Origin of the sequence: Pseudomonas sp. 008 (assembly GCF_016861935.1) — a bacterium.
GTDB lineage: Bacteria > Pseudomonadota > Gammaproteobacteria > Pseudomonadales > Pseudomonadaceae > Aquipseudomonas.
On record NZ_BOMA01000001.1, the window covers coordinates 969,013 to 987,337 of the forward strand.

20 protein-coding genes are annotated in these 18,325 nt (G+C 57.0%); 12 read left to right on the forward strand and 8 right to left on the reverse strand.

The window, feature by feature from the left end; translation table 11 throughout:
- Window positions 1–26 precede the first annotated feature (26 nt).
- From JUI81_RS04165 to JUI81_RS04190, 6 genes are all read left to right on the forward strand, one after another.
- Window positions 27–665: a YopT-type cysteine protease domain-containing protein gene (locus tag JUI81_RS04165; RefSeq protein ID WP_204123779.1), complete on the forward strand. Its 639-nt coding sequence runs from the start codon at window positions 27–29 to the stop codon at window positions 663–665.
- 62 nt (window positions 666–727) lie between these two features.
- Window positions 728–1,249, forward strand: coding sequence for a hypothetical protein (locus JUI81_RS04170; RefSeq protein ID WP_204123780.1), 522 nt, complete (start codon window positions 728–730; stop codon window positions 1,247–1,249).
- A 35-nt stretch (window positions 1,250–1,284) separates the two neighbouring features.
- Window positions 1,285–1,911 (forward strand): hypothetical protein, encoded by a 627-nt coding sequence (locus JUI81_RS04175; RefSeq protein WP_204123781.1) that lies wholly within the window; start codon window positions 1,285–1,287, stop codon window positions 1,909–1,911.
- 33 nt (window positions 1,912–1,944) lie between these two features.
- Entirely contained in the window at window positions 1,945–2,511 is a 567-nt protein-coding gene (locus JUI81_RS04180; protein WP_204123782.1) for a hypothetical protein, read from the forward strand.
- 11 nt (window positions 2,512–2,522) lie between these two features.
- A complete protein-coding gene (gene tssI / locus JUI81_RS04185) occupies window positions 2,523–4,532 on the forward strand; it encodes a type VI secretion system tip protein VgrG (protein ID WP_204123783.1) in 2,010 nt (669 codons plus the stop codon).
- 12 nt (window positions 4,533–4,544) lie between these two features.
- Window positions 4,545–5,087 carry a toxin-antitoxin system YwqK family antitoxin gene (locus tag JUI81_RS04190; RefSeq protein WP_028940430.1) on the forward strand — a complete coding sequence of 181 codons (543 nt, stop codon included), beginning with the start codon at window positions 4,545–4,547 and terminating at the stop codon, window positions 5,085–5,087.
- A gap of 194 nt (window positions 5,088–5,281) precedes the next feature.
- On the opposite strand, the gene JUI81_RS04195 is transcribed toward JUI81_RS04190, so the two are convergent.
- The gene (locus JUI81_RS04195) at window positions 5,282–5,677 is read right to left on the reverse strand and encodes a DUF4280 domain-containing protein (RefSeq protein WP_018929674.1); all 396 of its coding nucleotides are present in this window, start codon (window positions 5,675–5,677) and stop codon (window positions 5,282–5,284) included.
- 188 nt (window positions 5,678–5,865) lie between these two features.
- On the opposite strand from JUI81_RS04195, the gene JUI81_RS04200 reads away from it, so the two are divergent.
- Both JUI81_RS04200 and JUI81_RS04205 read left to right on the forward strand, forming a co-directional pair.
- Window positions 5,866–6,933: a phosphotransferase family protein gene (locus JUI81_RS04200; protein ID WP_019648915.1), complete on the forward strand. Its 1,068-nt coding sequence runs from the start codon at window positions 5,866–5,868 to the stop codon at window positions 6,931–6,933.
- A 25-nt stretch (window positions 6,934–6,958) separates the two neighbouring features.
- Window positions 6,959–7,726 carry an SDR family oxidoreductase gene (locus JUI81_RS04205; protein ID WP_018929676.1) on the forward strand — a complete coding sequence of 256 codons (768 nt, stop codon included), beginning with the start codon at window positions 6,959–6,961 and terminating at the stop codon, window positions 7,724–7,726.
- A gap of 279 nt (window positions 7,727–8,005) precedes the next feature.
- Here JUI81_RS04205 and JUI81_RS04210 read toward each other — a convergent pair whose 3' ends face one another.
- Window positions 8,006–8,413 carry a DUF3224 domain-containing protein gene (locus tag JUI81_RS04210; protein ID WP_204123784.1) on the reverse strand — a complete coding sequence of 136 codons (408 nt, stop codon included), beginning with the start codon at window positions 8,411–8,413 and terminating at the stop codon, window positions 8,006–8,008.
- Between the two features lie 263 nt (window positions 8,414–8,676).
- Complete coding sequence (locus JUI81_RS04215; RefSeq protein ID WP_204123785.1) at window positions 8,677–9,333, reverse strand: VOC family protein; 657 nt, start codon at window positions 9,331–9,333, stop codon at window positions 8,677–8,679.
- Window positions 9,334–10,189: 856 nt separating this feature from the next.
- Here JUI81_RS04215 and JUI81_RS04220 point away from each other — a divergent pair.
- Window positions 10,190–10,876, forward strand: coding sequence for a hypothetical protein (locus JUI81_RS04220; RefSeq protein WP_204123786.1), 687 nt, complete (start codon window positions 10,190–10,192; stop codon window positions 10,874–10,876).
- Window positions 10,877–11,165: 289 nt separating this feature from the next.
- Here the strand turns inward: JUI81_RS04220 and JUI81_RS04225 are convergent, their stop codons facing one another.
- Together JUI81_RS04225 and JUI81_RS04230 are read right to left on the reverse strand one after the other, a co-directional pair.
- Complete coding sequence (locus JUI81_RS04225) at window positions 11,166–11,810, reverse strand: DUF2268 domain-containing putative Zn-dependent protease (RefSeq protein ID WP_204123787.1); 645 nt, start codon at window positions 11,808–11,810, stop codon at window positions 11,166–11,168.
- Between the two features lie 204 nt (window positions 11,811–12,014).
- A complete protein-coding gene (locus tag JUI81_RS04230) occupies window positions 12,015–12,170 on the reverse strand; it encodes a hypothetical protein (RefSeq protein WP_204123788.1) in 156 nt (51 codons plus the stop codon).
- Between the two features lie 317 nt (window positions 12,171–12,487).
- Here JUI81_RS04230 and JUI81_RS04235 point away from each other — a divergent pair, with 317 nt between their 5' ends.
- Window positions 12,488–13,603 (forward strand): Gfo/Idh/MocA family protein, encoded by a 1,116-nt coding sequence (locus JUI81_RS04235; protein WP_204123789.1) that lies wholly within the window; start codon window positions 12,488–12,490, stop codon window positions 13,601–13,603.
- 454 nt (window positions 13,604–14,057) lie between these two features.
- Here JUI81_RS04235 and JUI81_RS04240 read toward each other — a convergent pair whose 3' ends face one another.
- Complete coding sequence (locus JUI81_RS04240; protein ID WP_019579377.1) at window positions 14,058–14,306, reverse strand: DUF1652 domain-containing protein; 249 nt, start codon at window positions 14,304–14,306, stop codon at window positions 14,058–14,060.
- Window positions 14,307–14,499: 193 nt separating this feature from the next.
- Window positions 14,500–15,996 carry a helix-turn-helix transcriptional regulator gene (locus tag JUI81_RS04245; protein WP_204123790.1) on the reverse strand — a complete coding sequence of 499 codons (1,497 nt, stop codon included), beginning with the start codon at window positions 15,994–15,996 and terminating at the stop codon, window positions 14,500–14,502.
- A gap of 168 nt (window positions 15,997–16,164) precedes the next feature.
- Between JUI81_RS04245 and JUI81_RS04250 the strand changes: the two genes are divergently transcribed.
- Window positions 16,165–16,599, forward strand: a complete 435-nt coding sequence (locus JUI81_RS04250) for a YeeE/YedE family protein (protein ID WP_019579379.1) — start codon at window positions 16,165–16,167, stop codon at window positions 16,597–16,599.
- A gap of 2 nt (window positions 16,600–16,601) precedes the next feature.
- Complete coding sequence (locus tag JUI81_RS04255) at window positions 16,602–17,015, forward strand: DUF6691 family protein (RefSeq protein ID WP_018929681.1); 414 nt, start codon at window positions 16,602–16,604, stop codon at window positions 17,013–17,015.
- A gap of 21 nt (window positions 17,016–17,036) precedes the next feature.
- Here the strand turns inward: JUI81_RS04255 and JUI81_RS04260 are convergent, their stop codons facing one another.
- Window positions 17,037–18,320: a Zn-dependent hydrolase gene (locus tag JUI81_RS04260; protein ID WP_019579380.1), complete on the reverse strand. Its 1,284-nt coding sequence runs from the start codon at window positions 18,318–18,320 to the stop codon at window positions 17,037–17,039.
- Window positions 18,321–18,325: the final 5 nt, after the last annotated feature.

The window sequence follows — 18,325 nt, forward strand, 5'->3', positions numbered from 1 at the left end:
GAGCACAGTTGAATCAAGGAGGCATCATGAGCTACGACGCTATATGCAAGGCCATCAAGGGGCATGGTGAAGGCATCTACAATTTCGGCCAGTCCAGTTTTCTTAACCTCGTCGGTGACAACCGAGACGGTATATGTCGCGGCGTTTGCACCGCATGGCTGATCGCCAAGAAAAACGGTAACGACTACCTTAAAGAAATTGTGGCACCGACTGCCAGCACGAGCCTGCTGCATGAACAGCGGACCGCACGGCAGGCTTCAGACTTCCAGACGTCCTACCTGGACATCAGCGGCGACTCGCCTGACTCGCCCTCCATCGCGACGCTGTCATCGCTAAGGACTGGGGGGTTGGGATCGTTGGGAGAAAAGAAATCACAAACCTATCAAGGCTTTGCCGATGATGGAAAACCCATTGGCCAACTAGTCCTGACTTCGGGCTATCGATATTTCATTTTATCCATCAAAGGCACATTGGGTGGGCACTCCGTAGCCTTTTACAGACCCTGGGTTTTCTTCGGCAAAAGCAGTAGCTGTACCTTTTTCGACCCAAACTTCGGCGAGTTCAAATTAGAGGGAAGTGACGGCATCGCACTGTGCCTGAGCGCGGTAGCGACTGCTTACCGTCAGGGGTTATCAAAAGGTTATCGCCTCTGGGGATTCAGCTGACTCCCGGCCTTTTTGCTTTGTTGATGATGCTGAAATGAGATTTATCTTTGGGGGAGCAGGACATGCCGGAAATACACTTCATCAATGGCGCCAGGGCAGCGCTGCAAAATGGAGCTTTGGGAGTGGGTGAACATCACGACTCCGACAGTGCCAGGCATTACATCTACGAATGGATGGTTTCTGGACTCGTCACCAGCCTGGTCCTGGAAATCATTCTGTTTGACGATTTCACCGAGGACGAAAACGACCGGATGGTTGGGTACGTCGATAATCGATGGCCGGGCAACCAGATTCCCTTTACGCATCTGATGAGGCTGGCAAGGTCGCTGAATATAGCTATCTATGCCTGGGATCCCGGAGATCGACCCGGGGTATCGATGCCGCAGAACGTTGCCAATCGCAATGCAACGGTCGTCACTGCCTTCAGGGCCCAATTTCCCGGACCTCTCCCCGTCACAAACGCTGTTGGCTGCGTCGTTCTGTTTGGTGTCAGTCATTTTGGTGCCGAGAATACGTCCATCAATATGTTGTTGGGCAACGCTCTTCCATGGATTGATCTGTCTGCACCACCGCCCCACGCTTGAGTCCTTTTTTATAAGAAAAGAAAGGGGACACCCGTTTGTCCATCACCGACAAGGACGTACTCACTATGCCAATCATTAGCCTGAACCGCGTCAGTTTATTCCCGACCACTCCTGAAGAACGAATTGGCCACGCTCTTTTTCTTCAATGCCTTACGCACTTCACACAAGTTCTTGGTCAATCCGGATTGGGGCTTAGCTACGATTCATGCAACGCAGCGGTGGCAATAAACCACAATGCCATGTACGCCCCGGTCAATATAGGTAACCTGAATTTTAGCGTTAGCTTTGGCTCTTCGAGATTGTACCAAGGCATGGATCCTGACTTTAACGCTTTCCACGGACATCTCTCATCAACACGACCTTTCTCAAATTCACTGGCTGAAGAGCACGCTGAGCAATCAGCCATCTTGACGGCCGAAAGAATCGCCAATGCAAACGGGCCTTTTTTCACCTACAACAACAATAATCACATTTACATCGACCTGACACCTTGCAACAACTGCGAGCCATGGCTAGAAGCCAGAAACGAAAACTGGTACGTGCACTATTTTGCCGAGTTAAACAATCAAGCGCCGTTAAAGAAACTAAAAAAAGACGACAGGAAAAAGACATTCGGCAGAATACAAGAGCCACGCAAGTCATACCGCTACACTCCATATTGATACGCAAAAGACGGGTATCGAGGATCTTTCATCATGCTAAAGGCGCGACTTGAGCAAGAACACAGACATCTTCAAATAACCATACCCAACGCCCATGCCGGAGTCGTTAACTTCGATCTTGATCTGGACATGAGCAAAGCACTGATTGCAATAGTGTCTGGCACCACCTATAGCGCCTACTATTTACCGTGGAAAGAAGACAGCGGCCTGTATATCGATCTCCCGGCCACACCAACTGGCGGCAACCCTCTTCTTTTTCTTACCGCCAATCTGTCTGGTTGCTGCGTGGGCATTCAGAACTTCGGAGGGTTCATCAGGGTTCGTCATTACAACCTGTATACGAGTGGCAACCACAACCCGGTTTTTTCCCACGACGATCTTGCCAGATATGGGACCAATATTTCCTGGCTGTTGCCCTCCGACAAATACAACGTGCCTGCCATCAACAAGGCAGAGCCGTACACTCATTCGGGACCATGGGCCGAGGCCGTTCTTTGGGGGGAATACGTTGCCCGATATTGGCCATTCACCTCAAAGTGGCACTTCTACTATCAAAACGGCAACGGCGACACCGACATCCATGAATTGAACTATCAATAGCAGGCCATTCAATGCCCCGCACCACCGACAGCAACACCAGCCTCTCCCTCACCGCCGCCTCACTGTCGGCGCTTTACCCTGAATCCCTTTCCGGCGAAGAGGCCCTCAACCAGCTCGGCTCGCAAATCCTCAACGGCCTCAACGACGGCGCCTCGCTCAGCCTGACCACTGCCGTCGCCACCCACATCACCGCCACCCTGCACAACGACGCCCTGACTCGCCCGTTGGACGCACTGGTCGCCGAAATCCGCCAACTCCCCGCCGACGCCACCGCCGAGCGTTATCAGCTTGTACTACGGCCATGGCTCTGGTGGCTGACCCTGGCCAGCAACAATCGCGTGTTCCAGAACCTCAGCACTTCAGACATCGTCACCACCATTTTCAAGGCCCATGCCTTCACCGACTTCAAGCTCTCACTCACCGGCACTTACACCCCGCGCGAATACTGCGTGCAGTACGGCGAAACCGATTTCGCGTTCGTTTCGCGGCTGCTGGAAGAAGAAGGGATTTTCTGGTTTTTCACCCATGAGGACGGCAAGCACACGCTGGTGCTGGGTGACAGTAACGACGCGTTCGTGCCGATCCCCAACGGGCCGAAGGTCAGCTATCTCGGCCAGCAGTTGGGCGAGCGTGAATTGCATGGCATTCGCTCCGGGCAGGTCTGCGTGCAGGCGGTGGCCGGGGTGTATCGGGCGACGGATTATGAATTCACCACCCCGACCACATCGCTGTACGGCCAGGCCGAAGCGGTGGCCGGGCCGCGTTCAATGTACGAGCATCCGGGCGGTTACAACGCCAAAGCGCGCGGCGATGCATTGACCAAGCAGCGGGTCGACGGCTTGCGCAGTCAGGAGAAGCGTTTCGTTGGAGAAAGCGACTGCCGCTGGTTGGTGCCGGGGCATTGGTTCACCCTTGCGGGCCATGATGATGCGAGTCTGAACATCGATTGGGTGGTGACGGCGGTCACCCACGAAGCCAGTCACGAAAGCTATCGCAACCGCTTTGAAGCGATCCCCAAAGCCACGCCATTTCGCCCGGCGCGGACCACGCCCAAACCACGGATGCACACCCAGACCGCCATTGTCGTCGGCAAGTCGGGCGAAGAAATCTGGACCGACGAATACGGCCGGATCAAGTTGCAGTTCCCTTGGGACCGCGACGGCAAGAACGACGAAACCAGTTCCTGTTGGGTGCGAGTTGTACTGCCCTGGAGCGGCAAGGGCTTCGGCATGCAGTTCGTGCCGCGCATCGGCCAGGAAGTGATCGTGACCTTTATCGATGGCGATCCGGATCGACCGCTGGTAACCGGCTGCGTCTACAACGGCGACAACGCCCTGCCCTATGCGCTGCCGGCGAATCAGACCCAGTCAGGAATCAAGACCCAATCGTCCAAGGGTGGTGGCGGTTTCAACGAGTTGCGCTTCGAGGACAAGAAAGACGCCGAAGAGGTTTTTTTGCAGGCGCAGAAAGACCTGAAGATCAACGTGCTCAACGACACCACCGCCACGGTCGGCCATGATGAAACCCTCACCGTGCAGAACGCCCGCACGCGCACGGTGAAGGACGGCGACGAGACCGTGACCCTGGAGAAAGGCAAACGCAGCGTGACCATCCAGACTGGCAGCGACACGCTCGATGTGAAGGACAGCCGCACGGTGACCGTGGGCGCCGACCAGACCCACAGTACCGGTGGCAATTACACGCACAAGGTCACCGGTGATTACAGCCTGACGGTAGACGGCAACCTGACCATCAAGGTGACCGGCACCCTGACCCTGCAAAGCGGTGGCAGTTTTTCGATCAAGAGCGGCGCCGATCTGGCGGCCGAGGCCAGTACGTCGATCAGTCAGAAGGCCGGGACCTCTCTGAGCAATCAGGCTGGCACCTCGCTGGAAAACAAGGCCGGCACGACCATGACCAACGATGCCGGGATCAGCCTGACCAACAAGGGCGCCGCTTCGCAGACCGTGGATGGTGGCGGCATGCTGACCATCAAGGGTGGTCTGGTGCAGGTCAACTGATCGGGAGAACCCATGGCCATCACACCGCTGGATTTGCAACAGAACGATAAACAGCTCAAAGGGCGCTTGCTCGATGGCCAGCTCGACGGTGCGCTGCACATCAAGGATGACGGGCGCGCGCAGGCTGATTTGCACTACAGCCAGGGCGAGCTGCAAGGCACCTCCCTGCTCTACCACCCCAATGGCAAGGTCTCGGCGCAGTTGCCGTTTATGCGTGACAAGCTGCAGGGGGTTGCCAGTTTCTACGCCCCCGAAGGCAGTCTGCAGCGCAAGGCGACTTACCACCGGGGGCTGCTGCATGGCGAGGCGTTCAATTACTTTCCCGATGGGCAACTGGCGGAGGTCGAGTTCTACCGCGACGGCGTGCGCGACGGGCGCTATCAACGCTTTCATCCGAACGGCAAGCCGGCCGTCGAAGCCCGGTATCTCAACGGTCAATTGCTGGAACCGGAACAGGGCTTCGCCAGCGACGGACGACCATTGGACGCCGACGGCAAGCCGATCTCACGAGTGCGCTGGTGGTTCAGGCGCTGGAGCGATCCCGAGCAGGCCTAAGTTCTGTAGCAGCTGCCGAGCAGCGCGAGGCTGCGTTCGGCTGCGAAGCAGTCGCAAGTCCGGCTGACGCAGTCTGCCTGATGTACCGCAATCTCAGGTTTTACGACTGCTTCGCAGCCGAACGCAGCCTCGCAAGCTCGACAGCTGCTACGGCCGAACGCAGGCTTCGCCAGCTGCTACAGAGGTTGTGGCGATCAGGGGATCAGCATCTGCATTTGCCCCGGCATCACGATTTTGATCACTCCGGCCCAGTTGCACATCAAGGTGCTGTTGGCATCGATGGCCGGCATGCCGCCCAGCAGCAGGGTCGGCGCGCCGCCAGGGATCCATGGGGTGGCGGTGGCCGGGATGCACGGCATCGGTGTCAGCACGCCAAGCGCCGCGGCAGTGGCGGCCGCGACCATCGGGTTGGCCATGCTCATGCACGTGCCGAACGGCATGACGTTCACCAACGGAATGTGGTCCATGATGTTCGCCGCCGGCATGCCCCCGGTCATTGTGCGGTTCACTGGCAGCACGTTGAGTACCGCCGGCGCCGCACCGAAACTGCATTGCAGGGTCGCGGTGGCGCAAACTTGCGGACAGCCCATGTCGAATCTCCTTCCTGGAAGCGACGCTCCCTGAACCATAGTCCGCCGCGCCTGTTCGCGCACATCAGGAACGCTGATTATCCGGCAACACGCTAACCTATAAGACCGTGCCGCGCTTGTGGCCACCCCGGCGCGCCATTAGATTAGCCAATGATGTCTGGCCTCCAAAATAAGCAGAAGGGATAAGCATGGCGCTTACTGACCAGTCCACCCGTATCCGCTCTGGCGAAGAACTCGATGCCAGCCTGATCGATCCGTACCTCAAGGCGCACATTCCGGGCCTGAGTGGCTTGCCTGTGATCAGCCAGTTTCCGGGCGGTGCGTCGAACCTGACTTACCTGCTGGAATACCCCGAACAGGAATTCGTCCTGCGTCGGCCGCCGTTCGGCCACAAAGCCAAGTCCGCCCACGACATGGGCCGCGAATTTCGCATCCTCAATCAACTGCGGGACGGTTTTCCCTACTGCCCCAAAGCCTATGTGCACTGCACTGACGAATCGGTGATCGGCGCCGAGTTCTATGTGATGGAACGGGTAAAGGGCATCATCCTGCGCTCCGAACTGCCACCGGAACTGGGTCTTGATTCAGCGAAGACCGAAACCCTGTGCAAGAGCTTCATCGACAAGTTCGTCGAATTGCACCGGGTCGACTACAAGGCTTATGGCCTGGGTGATCTCGGCAAGCCCGAAGGTTATGTCGCGCGGCAAATCAAAGGCTGGAGCGAGCGCTACGAAAAGGCCCTGACCCCTGACGCGCCGAAGTGGGAAACGGTAAAGGCCTGGCTCAACGACAAGATGCCAGCCGATCACCCGACGTCGAGCATCGTCCACAACGATTACCGCTTCGACAACGTGATCCTCGACCCGAACAACCCGATGCAGATCATCGGTGTGCTGGATTGGGAGCTGACCACCCTCGGTGACCCGCTGATGGACCTGGGCAACACCCTCGCCTACTGGATCGAAGCCGACGACCCGGCACCGGTGCAACTGATGCGCCGCCAGCCAAGCCACGCCCCCGGCATGCTGACCCGCCGCGAATTCGTCGATTACTACGCCGAGCGCGCCGGCATCCAGATCGACAATTTCGACTTCTACTACACCTATGGCCTGTTCCGTCTGGCCGGCATCGTGCAGCAGATCTACTACCGCTTCTTCCATGGTCAGACCCAGGACAAACGCTTCGCACAGTTCATTCACATGAACAAACTGCTGGAGCAGATGAGCTTGCAGGTCATTCAGAAATCCAGCCTCTGATCAGGCCCCATAACAAGGAAAAATCATGTCCAAGACTCAGTTGTTCGACCTCGACGGCAAGATCGCTTTCGTCTCAGGTGCCAGTCGCGGCATCGGTGAAGCCATCGCCAAACTGCTGGCGCAGCAAGGTGCCCACGTGATCGTTTCGAGCCGCAAGCTCGACGGCTGCCAGCACGTCGCCGACGCGATCATCGCCGCCGGCGGTAAGGCCACCGCCATTGCCTGCCACATCGGTGAGATGGAACAGATCACCCAGGTATTCGCCGCCATCCGCGAACAATTCGGGCGCCTGGACATCCTGGTCAATAACGCCGCGACCAACCCGCAGTTCTGCAACGTGCTGGACACCGACCTCAGCGCCTTCCAGAAAACTGTCGACGTGAACATTCGCGGCTACTTCTTCATGTCGGTGGAAGCCGGCAAGCTGATGCGCGAACACGGCGGTGGCAGCATCATCAACGTCGCCTCGATCAACGGCATCTCACCGGGTATTTTCCAGGGCATCTACTCGGTGACCAAGGCAGCGGTGATCAACATGACCAAAGTGTTCGCCAAGGAATGCGCGCAGTTCGGCATTCGCTGCAACGCCTTGCTGCCGGGTTTGACCGACACCAAGTTTGCATCGGCGCTGGTGAAGAACGAGGCAATTTTGAACACCGCATTGCAGCAGATTCCGCTCAAGCGCGTGGCAGATCCGAGTGAAATGGCCGGTGCGGTGTTGTACCTGGCGAGTGATGCTTCCAGCTATACGACCGGGGTTTCGCTGAATGTGGATGGCGGGTTCCTGTCCTGATTCGGTTTTGCGAATAAACCAAAGGCAGCCTCAGGGCTGCCTTTGGTGTTTGATCGGAGGACTCGTGGAAGACTCTCGCCTGTTTCTGAAATACATCGGGTGTCGGGTAATGGTTTGTATTCGTGGGACTGGACCCAGGAACGACTCTATTCCCCCTGCACAAACTCAACCGGCTTCCCAGTCAAATCCAGCGTAAGCATCCGGTGAAGACACCCACCCTGATGCAACATCTAGGGCAACGGGGTCCTCTGCGGCATTACCTCAAAACTTACTTCTGACCTATTCGAGTTGGTAATTCAACCAAATATGGTGCGTGCCATCGGTATCGACTTTGATCCCTCCTGATCCCGATATCCCTCTCAAATCACCTGTACCACTGCCTCCGACTATGCAGAAAAATTCATCTGCCCGATCAGTGCCGGTTGTGGAGGCAGAGTGGATGAAATTGAAGGCGCCTTCTTTTCCATTCACCGCACCTTTGAAGCTCTCAATAGCGATGTAACTGCCCGTCCTGGTCGTCTGATCGAACGCCGCAGTAAAAACTGTTGAGGAAACACCGTCGATAGCACCCGAGTAGCATTTCTCCATGGTGCTGATAGACACTGGTAAGGAGGTAGTAATCTCGGGGGTTGGGCTCAGGCCTGTTGGTTTGAAATTCTTAGTAGCAAAAGTGGCTAACGCTTCCATTCACATCCGTCCCTATCCAAATGAGTGAGGTTCTCATTCTAGTCCACAGCACAGCACGCACTGAGCCAAAAAACGCTCTACGGAGCTAAGCCTATTTCCATCTATGTGGCAGCAACTTCGCAGAGCCATATCGGTTTTGGGGGGGCGTACTCATAAGCTCCCGGCCAACCGCGCTGCTGAATCTAAACTTCAATGACGTACACACCAGCGCCCCCAGCGTTGGGATCAGAACGAGATGTCGGCTGAATAGTTAGGCCAATCCATCACCAGTTCATAATCATCGGCAACCCAGGACGGAAATCGTGTGTCTGGCCACTTGCGCCATGATCGATTTCCAATACGACCAGATGCTCATCACCATGAACAATTTCAAATCCTTTCAGCTGATTTGCGCAGTTCGCAGGGGTAGAAAAAGCTTGGCTGTTGGGGGTGGTAACTCGCACAGATGTAATGTCGCGAAAGCCGTTGGGATGTTCAAACGGCTGCGCTCGCTCAATCGGAGCCTCATCTGGTCTCTTGGCAAACGAAAGAAAAAACCACATCGGTTCGGATACAGGCGCATGCCCCACGTCGACTTTCAGGGCAGCTGGTAAGTAAACAGGTCGATATTCCCAGACCGGAAATATTGGCTTCTCGCCTACGGTGGATGGTCTGAAGCAAATTCCAAAGGGCGCGGCGACTCCATCTGCGCACTTGAGTCGGTCAAAGAGTTGGGTTGGCGCCGTTAACTGACTTTGAGCTTCTGATTCATCGGTGAGATGTAAAAGCTCAATGAAAGAATTTCGGAAGAAGAACCTTCTATTGGCAGTGCCTTGGCCTGGGTGTACGTTTGGCGTCCCTTCAGCGAGCCCGAGGGCTTTCAGAGCATCAGCGCCTCGCCCGTCATCACTCACACAAATAAAAATGTGATCTATTTCCATCGTTAATTCCCTTTAATCCTGTGATTTGATTGCCCAATTATTTGGCGGAAGGTCAGCAACTTCACTCGCCCGATGCGTAGGCAGCCGCGTGAGATCGAAGAGTTCCTACTTCATAAATGGAGCGAATCACATTCGGACTGGATTGGTGAGCGCTACGCCTCGAATAGGGCGATTCCAAGCGATGGGTGAGAGTAAGAATACTATGATAAGGAAAGCTATCTGGGACAGGTAGAACGGCTCCAGCCACTGCTGCTTCAAGGCAACATAAAAAGTGTTATGGGTTACGTCTACCAAAATAATCGCTACCGTAAGCACGATTCCGGCTCTTGGCCTGATGAAAAGTAGCAGTGCTGCGAGCGGGTCAAAAAACGTAAGCGCCCCCCAGAAAATACGGCTAGCCAAGTAAGCGTTAGGCCCGTATCCGTAGTCCCAGAGCAACCCATGCGAAACGTCTGCACGAATGTGATTAGCGGTTGCGATGAAAAGGCAGCATGCGAACAAAATTCTGACGGCGAATGACAATTTTGGCATAGCGTTATCTACATTCGTGACCTATGCCATGCATGATAGCGGGATCGACCAACGACGCTAGCCGTTACAAGCTGAGAAGGTGTGATCGCTGAATAACTTCGTGTCGACCAGTTGAATCCACAGCCATGAACCGCCACTCGGCATCAATGCTGCCAGCCAGTTATGCTCGCGCCCACTACAAAATCAGATATGGAAAGTCTACTCAGCAGCTGATTTGATGGCCGGTCATAGCGTCTGAGAAATGGCTTCAACTCGACCATCAGGAAGTCCCCCATGATACTCGTGGGGCAACGCTCAGCCTGACTACTTTAAGGAGATCAACATTTTGACGGACCGCATCACAAGAGAGGAAAGCCTCCGCAGCTTCAGAAAGCATCTGCGTATCGACGCAGCCCTGTTTATAGCGAGCATGGTGGGAGCTTTTACCCTTAGCGGTTTTGCACACCTGGAGAAATTTTATCTAACACTGGATGTGCCGATTGATCGGGTGAGCATCAGCGCGCAGCAGTTCGTGGCCTACGGAGCCGCCGGGTTTGGGTCCTTCCTTGCAGCTCTGGTGTTCGCAATGGCTCTGGTCGGAACAGTAACCCTTCTTTTGGTACTTTTTGAGAAACCAGGAAACGACACGGGCAAGCCCGTCATAGTGCCGAAATGGATGGCCAACATGCGCGACCGGGCTGTTGAAAATCGAGGCGCGTTTGTGGTTGTCGGCTCCATTTGCATACTCGCGCTTCTGCTGATGTCTGCTTGGTATCTCTTGGTGCGGGTGCCATCGAACGCAGGACGGGCGGCGGCGCTGGAACTCGCTTCAGAATGTATTGTTCGCCAAGTGGTTTACGCAAATCTCGACCAGTACGAGGGATGCCAGGTAGCAGAGTCTGGCGACATGCTCTACTTGCTTAAGCGACACCACGCTGACTCAATGGGCGTTGAGTTCCATACGCTTGAATTACCGAAATCAGGCCTGAAAAGTGTTACAGGGCAAGTGCAGAAACTCACGTATAAGCAATGACCTCTACATGGCTAGGTGGGTGGATTACGAAGAGTGGAATTGCATTCGCTATAAATACGCTGCGTGGAGCCGCGATGGTGTCATCCCCACCGACGAAATCCGGGCGTGAAACTGCTGAGTCTGGTGCGAAAAACTCATCGCGCTGAAGTCCGGGCATACGCTATCAGCCAGCTCTCCACGCATAGGGTCGATTACGGCGTACGCGCCCGGCAATCCCATCTTGCGTAGTGTCATTGCCTTGGCAAGCAATGACTGGCGGGGCCATCTTGATGACCTAAGCCCGAACGTTTTAGATAACTGCGAGCACTCCACGAAACGCTTGTGCCTCTATCTCCACGAGACTAGAAGATGTACTGCCCTCATGCTCCAACAGGAATCGTTTTACGAGCTGAAATCCAAGGGAATAGCCCAACCATCTTGGGAGGTCAGATGCACCAAAGAACCACGCGTCGTGACCATAATCCTTGCGACTCCAGTAGCTTTCCGCCATTCCGATATGGCGTCGAATGTCAGACACATCGAGGCGCTCCCATGGTTCAGGTAAACCACCACAGATTTCCTGTGCAAAAGCGCCCGCCAGCCCCTCCGAAACAAGCGCTTCACCTAATGATGATCCATAACCTGGCCCATCCCATCGGGCGGCATGGTGAAGTTCATGTGCAAACATTCGTTCGAGCGACGCGTCTTGGTTTGCTCTGAAAATGTCACTTGCAGGATCTACGGTCAAAAAAATAAGACCTGGTTCCGACGCATATCCTAGATGCCCCTTTTCTGGAATGACATGAGTGCCAGCTTTCACTATCACATCAAGTGGGCGCAACGGCATCAACGCACTTGCTTTTGCGTAGGTTTCTAACAGGCGGGTGTGAAGCCAATCACGGTGATCGATAAGCGCGCCGCGCGCGTCGATGAAATGGAAATTTATGGATGTCATTATTATGCCTCCTTGCATAAAGCCTTGCGTAACGAGATAGGTTGCCAACTATGGCCCGGTACCCGCGCGCATGTCCATCGGCTCCGTGGCGAGCCAGATGGAGTCGATGCGAATCATCTCAGCAGGTCTCGGAGAAAGGTTACGCAGGCAGCAGCATTTTCAGTTGGCCAGTTCACTTTGACGGTGCCACGTGGGTGCTGGATTTCAACACAGATATTCGGTGACGCGGCTTGCGAATTTGCCATTCGTTAGCCGGACAATGCCGCCGTGCTGGAATCCTGCAGAATCACGTACAACCTTTGCTTCATGACGGTCACCATCAACAAAAACATAGGCCGTTTTTTCGAGATCCTTCGACATAGCCACCGCTATTCGAGCTTGGTTGCATTGCTCAAACTTGATTAATTAGTGGCCAACACATCTGTGGTGTCTGTCCCGTCATCAAAGCCCGCGATTTGTGGCTGATCTGCACACCTGGAAACGATAGAGGCCGCTAGCAAGACGCACAAGCCAGCAGATTCCGGCGTTGCTGTAGGTAATGACGCAAGGCGATGTAGCCATTCCCAGTGCTTCCTGATCCCGCAAAAAAAAGAATATTTATTCCACTTTATTGCATGTTACGAATTTTTATTCCATAAATAGCCCTCCTGAAAATAAAAATCCAAAGGACCCCGGCTATGCGCGAACTCGGTATCGGACTCATCGGCACAGGTTTCATGGGCCGCGCCCACGCCCTGGCCTTTCGCAATGTCAGCGCTGTTTTTGAATTGCCGCTGAAGCTCAAACTCGCCGCCCTTGCCGACGCCGACCCGCAGCGCGCCCGCCACTGCGCCGACGCTTGGGGCTTCGATGCTGCTCACAGCGACTGGCAACAGCTGATTGATGACCCCAAGGTCAACCTGATCGCCATCACCACCCCCAACCATCTGCACTACCCCATGGCCATGGCTGCCATCGCCGCCGGTAAACCGGTGTATTGCGAAAAGCCGCTGGCCGTGAGCCTCGAGCAGGCCAGTACCATGCACCTTGCAGCCAAAGCCGCAGGCGTGGTGACGCGGGTGGGTTACAACTATCAGCACAACCCGATCATCGGCCTGGCTCGGGATTTGATTCAAAACGGCGCGCTGGGGCAGATCATCAGTTTCCAGGGCGAGTTCAGCGAAGACTTCATGGCCGATCCCGTTTCACCCTGGTCCTGGCGCTGCGACGCCAATTACGCCGGCGGCGCCCTGGCGGACCTGGGCAGTCACTTGCTGGCCATGGCCCGTCATCTACTGGGCGACGTCGAGGCGGTGTGCGCGGATACCCAGACTGTACATGCGCAACGCCCCGTGACGGCGGGTGGTCAGGAACGACGCGAGGTCGCGGTCGACGATCAGGTCCACGCGTTGCTGCGGTTCGCCAACGGCGCACGAGGGACGTTCAGCAGTAGCTGGCTCAAACACGGTTACAAGAATCACCTGAGTTTTGAAATCAGCGGCACCCAAGGCACCCTGGCGTTCGATCAGGAACGCTTGAATGAACTGCGGCTGTATCGTGCCGGGCAAGGCGGTTTCCAACGGCTGCTGGCGGGGCCGGATTTGCCGGGTTACGCCGCCTTCAGCCCGGCGCCGGGGCACCAGTTGGGTTACAACGAACTCAAGACTCTTGAAGTGCATGAGTTGGTGATGGCGCTGGCCGGTCTCGGCCAGGACGGGACCGATTTCGAGCAGGCGTGGGAAGTCGAACGCCTGGCGACGGCGATTCGTCTGGCGGCACGGGAGTCGCGGTGGGTCAGGATCGAGGAAGTCTGAACCGACGCTCAGGTCATACACCGCCAGTTGCACGTGCTACTGGCGGTACACCAGACCCGGTTTACTGAGTGACGCAACGGGTCAGGGTCGTGGTTCGGGTCACCTGTCCTTCAGCCCTCATATCACCCTGTACATCGGTGCTTTCGGTGGTCGAACAGGTACGAACCGGTGTCGGTGGTGGTACGGCCGGGGGTGGAGGCGGCGGACTGGCGCAACCACCCAGAATCGCCACGCAAAGTGCGAGCGACAGTGGTGAAAAAGCACATTTCCCAAAACTGTTCATAGGCTGACCCGCGGTAAGTAATCGACATTTTCCGCGACTCGAAAACCACCCCGCGAACCCGCGGCCCTGTCACAGAAAAGAAATACCCTCGCATTCCTTATAGCTTAGCTACCCGCCAATGCCAGAAAGACAGCGACCATTCCATTACCGCAGGCCTGCGGGATATGACGCCTAAAGAGCGGAGGATCGATTCAAGCCACTGCTTTCAAGCTCATAGCGCAGCTCTTCAATCAACGCCGCCACTGCCTCCGGCGTCCGGAGCGTCGCCACGTTCAACCCGCTGACCACCAGATCCACCTGCCCTGTCGCCGGATGGTAAAGCTTCACCGTCAACGAATTATCCCCGGCAAGCGCACACTCACAGGCCAACGGCAAAAAGCTCCGCTCCAACTGCATACGCAATTGCACCAGATAACTCATCCCGACTCACCTTGGCGACAGCGTAAAGCCGACTGCCCGCTTGTTCTTTTCGCACCCATGAGGTTGTTCCTTCAGCTGCATCGAAGAGGACGCGATACCGGGCCCAAGCCACGTCTCGCACCCCGACAGCCTAGAAAAAGCCCCATATGATCAATACATGAAATTGCACCACCCGCACTAGTGCATTTGCACCTTAACGTTGCCCCTTGATCCGCTTCACCCCGGAGAACAGACCTCGCTCGCGAGCCCAGACAATCGCCTCGCTACGGCTATGCACATCGAGTTTGGAATACACCGTCGACACATGATTGCGCACCGTATTGGGTGCCAGCTTCAGACGCGCAGCAATCTCCTTGTCGGCCAGGCCTTCACAGATCAGGCCGAGCACATCGCGCTCCCGGGTGGTCAGGTCGGTGAACGACACACTGAGTAACTGCGGCGAATTGACGTTCTTCACATTGGCCAGTTTTTCGATCAGCGTGCGGCTGAACCAGGACGCATCTTTCATCACCTCTTCGATCGCCGACACCAACTCCAGCTCGGTGCGTTTGCGCTCGGTGATGTCCATCAACACCAGCAGGTAACAAGAGCCATCCTGAATGTTCACGGTGTCCGCCGAGACCGCACAATCAATCAGCCCGGCATCCTTCCTGCGCACCCTGACATCGACACGATCCACCCGCCCCGTCTTCTCCAGAGCTGTAAACAGTCGAGTGCGAGCGCCCGCTTCATCAATGAAACCGAGTTGCGCCACGGTCTTGCCGAGCACCTCATCACTGGGGTACGCCAGAGACTCGAGAAAGGCTTCGTTGACGTCCATCACCACTTGGTCGGCGGCGCGGCACACCAGGATCGGCACCGGAGTGAGGCGAAACGCTTTGGCGAACCGTTCCTCGCTCTGGCGCAGGGCGATTTCGGCCTTGTGCCGAAGCTCCATGTCGACGAAGGAAAACAGCATGCAAGCTTCGTCGTTGAGCTCAAGCGGTTGGCCGGCAACGATCACTTGCTTGCTGCCACCGTCGGCCAATCGCAGCTCGGCCTGCATCTGCGGAATGGTGGCGCCGTCACGCAAACGCTGCTTGGCCAAGTCCTTGTTCTCGGCGCGCTCCAGCACATCCAGCTCATAAGCCGAAGCGCCGATCACCTGATCACGGGCATAGCCAGTCATTTCCACGAAGCCCTGGTTGACCTTGATGTAACGTAAATCGCTGAGACGGCAGATCACTGCCGGGGCCGGGTTGGCATTGAAGGTCTTTTCGAAACGCTGCTCGGCGCTGGCCCAGTCGGTGACGTCGTTCATGATCAGCACCAACGACTCCGGCTCACCGGCACGGTCCGCCAGCACCATACTGCGCACGCTGTGAACCCAGGTGCGCTCTTCATTTTCCAGCTGCGTCACCTCTACCATCACATCGCTGAACGTCTCACCACGGGCCACGCGGCTGATCGGATAGTTCTCGATCGCTACCGGATGATTGTTGCGATAACGCAAGGCAAAACGTTTGGCGTACTCCCCGGCATTGGCCCCCAACTCGCCAATCTCGCTGACACCGTGCATGGCCAGCGCGGCGTCATTGGCCCAGAGAATGGTCTGGTCGAGCTCCAGCAGAATCACCCCATCGGACAGGCCAGCGATGATTTGCTGCAACTGACGGCGATTGGTTTCAGTGCTCAGGACGTCCTGGCTCATTGGAACTCCACAATTGCGGCGGCACTTTTGCGCGCTGCCCAGTGAAGATTACGACCGCAGGCGTTTGTGATAGTGCAAAGCCCGGCACCCGCGGCCTCCCAAAGTAGCCCTATGCTCAATACGGAAAGAGTGGTTTAGTGCCGCTTTTTGTCTATACGGAGAGTTGCCATGGTGTTTGATTCTCTTCACTTCACCCCCTGGTCTGCCCTCGCGGGAGGAGCGCTGATTGGCCTCGCCGCCAGCGTAATGGTGGTGGCCAACGGGCGAGTTGCCGGGATCAGCGGGTTGTTGGGCAGCCTGCTTGAGCGAAATGATTCAGGACGAGGTGAAAAAGCCCTGTTCCTGCTTGGACTGTTGGCGGCACCGTTGGTGTGGGCGCTGTTTCATGTGTGGCCGGCCATCGAATTCAAAACCGGTACGGTGGGGCTGATCGTCGCCGGATTGTGCGTCGGCATCGGCACTCGTTATGGCTCCGGCTGCACCAGTGGCCACGGCGTGTGCGGTATCTCGCGCCTGTCACCACGCTCCATTGCCGCGACATTGAGTTTCATGTTCACAGGCTTCGTGACCGTGTTCGTCCTGCGTCATCTGCTGGGGTATTGAACATGCGCAAACTGACCGCTTTCCTCGCCGGCCTGCTGTTCGGCGTCGGCCTGTTGCTGGCCGGCATGGCGAACCCGGCCAAAGTGCTGGGTTTTCTGGACATTGCCGGCCTGTGGGATCCCTCACTGGCGCTGGTCATGATCGGCGCCATTGCCGTGGCTTGGGGGCCGTTTCACTGGGCCATGAAACAACCGACGTCCTTGCTGGGTGCGCCTATGCAATTGCCGGTCAGCCGTGAGCTGGACCGACGCCTGATCGGTGGCAGCCTGCTCTTCGGCATCGGTTGGGGTATTGCCGGCATCTGCCCCGGCCCGGCACTGGTGTTGTTGCCGACGGGGCACTGGCAGGCCTGGGTGTTCGCCATCGCCATGCTGGCGGGGATGCTGATGTTCAAAGCGCTGCAAACCCGCCGTTGAGCATCCCCGCCAGGCCAGTGGTCAAGCCGCCTGCTTACCACTGGCAATCGCCTGCGACGCCGCCAGCATCGCCCGCAACAACACGGCGCACCCGGCGGCCAGATCATCCGGCGCGGCGTTTTCGATTTCGTTGTGGCTGATGCCACCTTCACAAGGCACGAAGATCATCCCGGCCGGGCCGAGTTCGGCGAGGAAGATTGCGTCGTGCCCTGCTCCACTGACGATGTCCATGTGCGACAAACCGAGCCCTTGAGCAGCACCGCGTACCGCTTCGACGCAGCCCTTGTCGAAATACAGCGGCGGGAAGTCGGCGGTGGGTGTCAGTTCGAAGCTCAGGCCGTGTTGCTCGCAGGTGGTTTCGATGACCTCGCGGACTTCGGCGATCATTGAGTCGAGTCGCGCCGGTTCCAGATGACGGAAGTCCAGGGTCATGCGCACTTCGCCGGGAATCACGTTGCGCGAGCCGGGATAGGCTTGCAGGCAGCCGACGGTGCCGCAGGCGTGGGGTTGATGACCGAGGGCTGCGCGATTGACTGCGCCGACGATCACCGCGGCGCCGACCAGCGCGTCCTTGCGCAAGTGCATTGGCGTCGGGCCGGCGTGGGCTTCGACGCCGCGCAGTTTCAGGTCGAACCATTTCTGCCCGAGGGCCCCCATCACCACGCCGATGGTTTTGTGTTCGTCCTCAAGAATCGGGCCTTGCTCGATGTGCGCCTCGAAATACGCTCCCACGGCATGACCACTGACCTTGCGCGGCCCGGCGTAACCGATGGCGTTCAAGGCTTCGCCGACGGTCACGCCCTCGGCATCGACCTTGGCCAGGGTCTCCTCGAGGGTGAATTTTTCCGCGAACACGCCGGAGCCCATCATGCACGGGGCGAAGCGTGAGCCTTCCTCGTTGGTCCAGACCACCACTTCCAGCGGCGCTTCGGTTTCCACGCCGAGGTCGTTGAGGGTGCGTAAGACTTCGACCCCGGCCAGCACGCCGAAGCAACCGTCGAACTTGCCGCCGGTGGGCTGAGTGTCGATGTGGCTGCCGGTCATTACCGGTGGCAAGTTCGGATTGCGCCCCGGACGACGGGCGAAGATGTTGCCGACAGCGTCGATGCTGACGGTGCAACCGGCCTCCTCGCACCACTTCACGAAGATATCGCGCGCCTGGCGGTCGAGGTCAGTCAGGGCCAGCCGGCAGACACCGCCCTTGACCGTCGCGCCGAGCTTGGCCAGGTCCATGAGCGACTGCCACAGACGGTCGCGATTAATGTGCTGATGGGTGGATTGCAGAACGTCAACGGCAGCGTTCATGGTGA

Coding starts and splice junctions, on each gene's coding strand:
- JUI81_RS04210 (WP_204123784.1), bottom strand. CDS start 8,413: ATGGAAGCGTTAGCCACTTTTGCTACTAAGAATTTCAAACCAACAGGC.
- JUI81_RS04165 (WP_204123779.1), top strand. CDS start 27: ATGAGCTACGACGCTATATGCAAGGCCATCAAGGGGCATGGTGAAGGC.
- JUI81_RS04225 (WP_204123787.1), bottom strand. CDS start 11,810: ATGACATCCATAAATTTCCATTTCATCGACGCGCGCGGCGCGCTTATC.
- JUI81_RS04250 (WP_019579379.1), top strand. CDS start 16,165: ATGGTGTTTGATTCTCTTCACTTCACCCCCTGGTCTGCCCTCGCGGGA.
- JUI81_RS04240 (WP_019579377.1), bottom strand. CDS start 14,306: ATGAGTTATCTGGTGCAATTGCGTATGCAGTTGGAGCGGAGCTTTTTG.
- JUI81_RS04195 (WP_018929674.1), bottom strand. CDS start 5,677: ATGGGCTGTCCGCAAGTTTGCGCCACCGCGACCCTGCAATGCAGTTTC.
- JUI81_RS04245 (WP_204123790.1), bottom strand. CDS start 15,996: ATGAGCCAGGACGTCCTGAGCACTGAAACCAATCGCCGTCAGTTGCAG.
- JUI81_RS04170 (WP_204123780.1), top strand. CDS start 728: ATGCCGGAAATACACTTCATCAATGGCGCCAGGGCAGCGCTGCAAAAT.
- JUI81_RS04260 (WP_019579380.1), bottom strand. CDS start 18,320: ATGAACGCTGCCGTTGACGTTCTGCAATCCACCCATCAGCACATTAAT.
- JUI81_RS04215 (WP_204123785.1), bottom strand. CDS start 9,333: ATGGAAATAGATCACATTTTTATTTGTGTGAGTGATGACGGGCGAGGC.
- JUI81_RS04205 (WP_018929676.1), top strand. CDS start 6,959: ATGTCCAAGACTCAGTTGTTCGACCTCGACGGCAAGATCGCTTTCGTC.
- JUI81_RS04180 (WP_204123782.1), top strand. CDS start 1,945: ATGCTAAAGGCGCGACTTGAGCAAGAACACAGACATCTTCAAATAACC.
- tssI (WP_204123783.1), top strand. CDS start 2,523: ATGCCCCGCACCACCGACAGCAACACCAGCCTCTCCCTCACCGCCGCC.
- JUI81_RS04230 (WP_204123788.1), bottom strand. CDS start 12,170: ATGTCGAAGGATCTCGAAAAAACGGCCTATGTTTTTGTTGATGGTGAC.
- JUI81_RS04255 (WP_018929681.1), top strand. CDS start 16,602: ATGCGCAAACTGACCGCTTTCCTCGCCGGCCTGCTGTTCGGCGTCGGC.
- JUI81_RS04200 (WP_019648915.1), top strand. CDS start 5,866: ATGGCGCTTACTGACCAGTCCACCCGTATCCGCTCTGGCGAAGAACTC.
- JUI81_RS04235 (WP_204123789.1), top strand. CDS start 12,488: ATGCGCGAACTCGGTATCGGACTCATCGGCACAGGTTTCATGGGCCGC.
- JUI81_RS04190 (WP_028940430.1), top strand. CDS start 4,545: ATGGCCATCACACCGCTGGATTTGCAACAGAACGATAAACAGCTCAAA.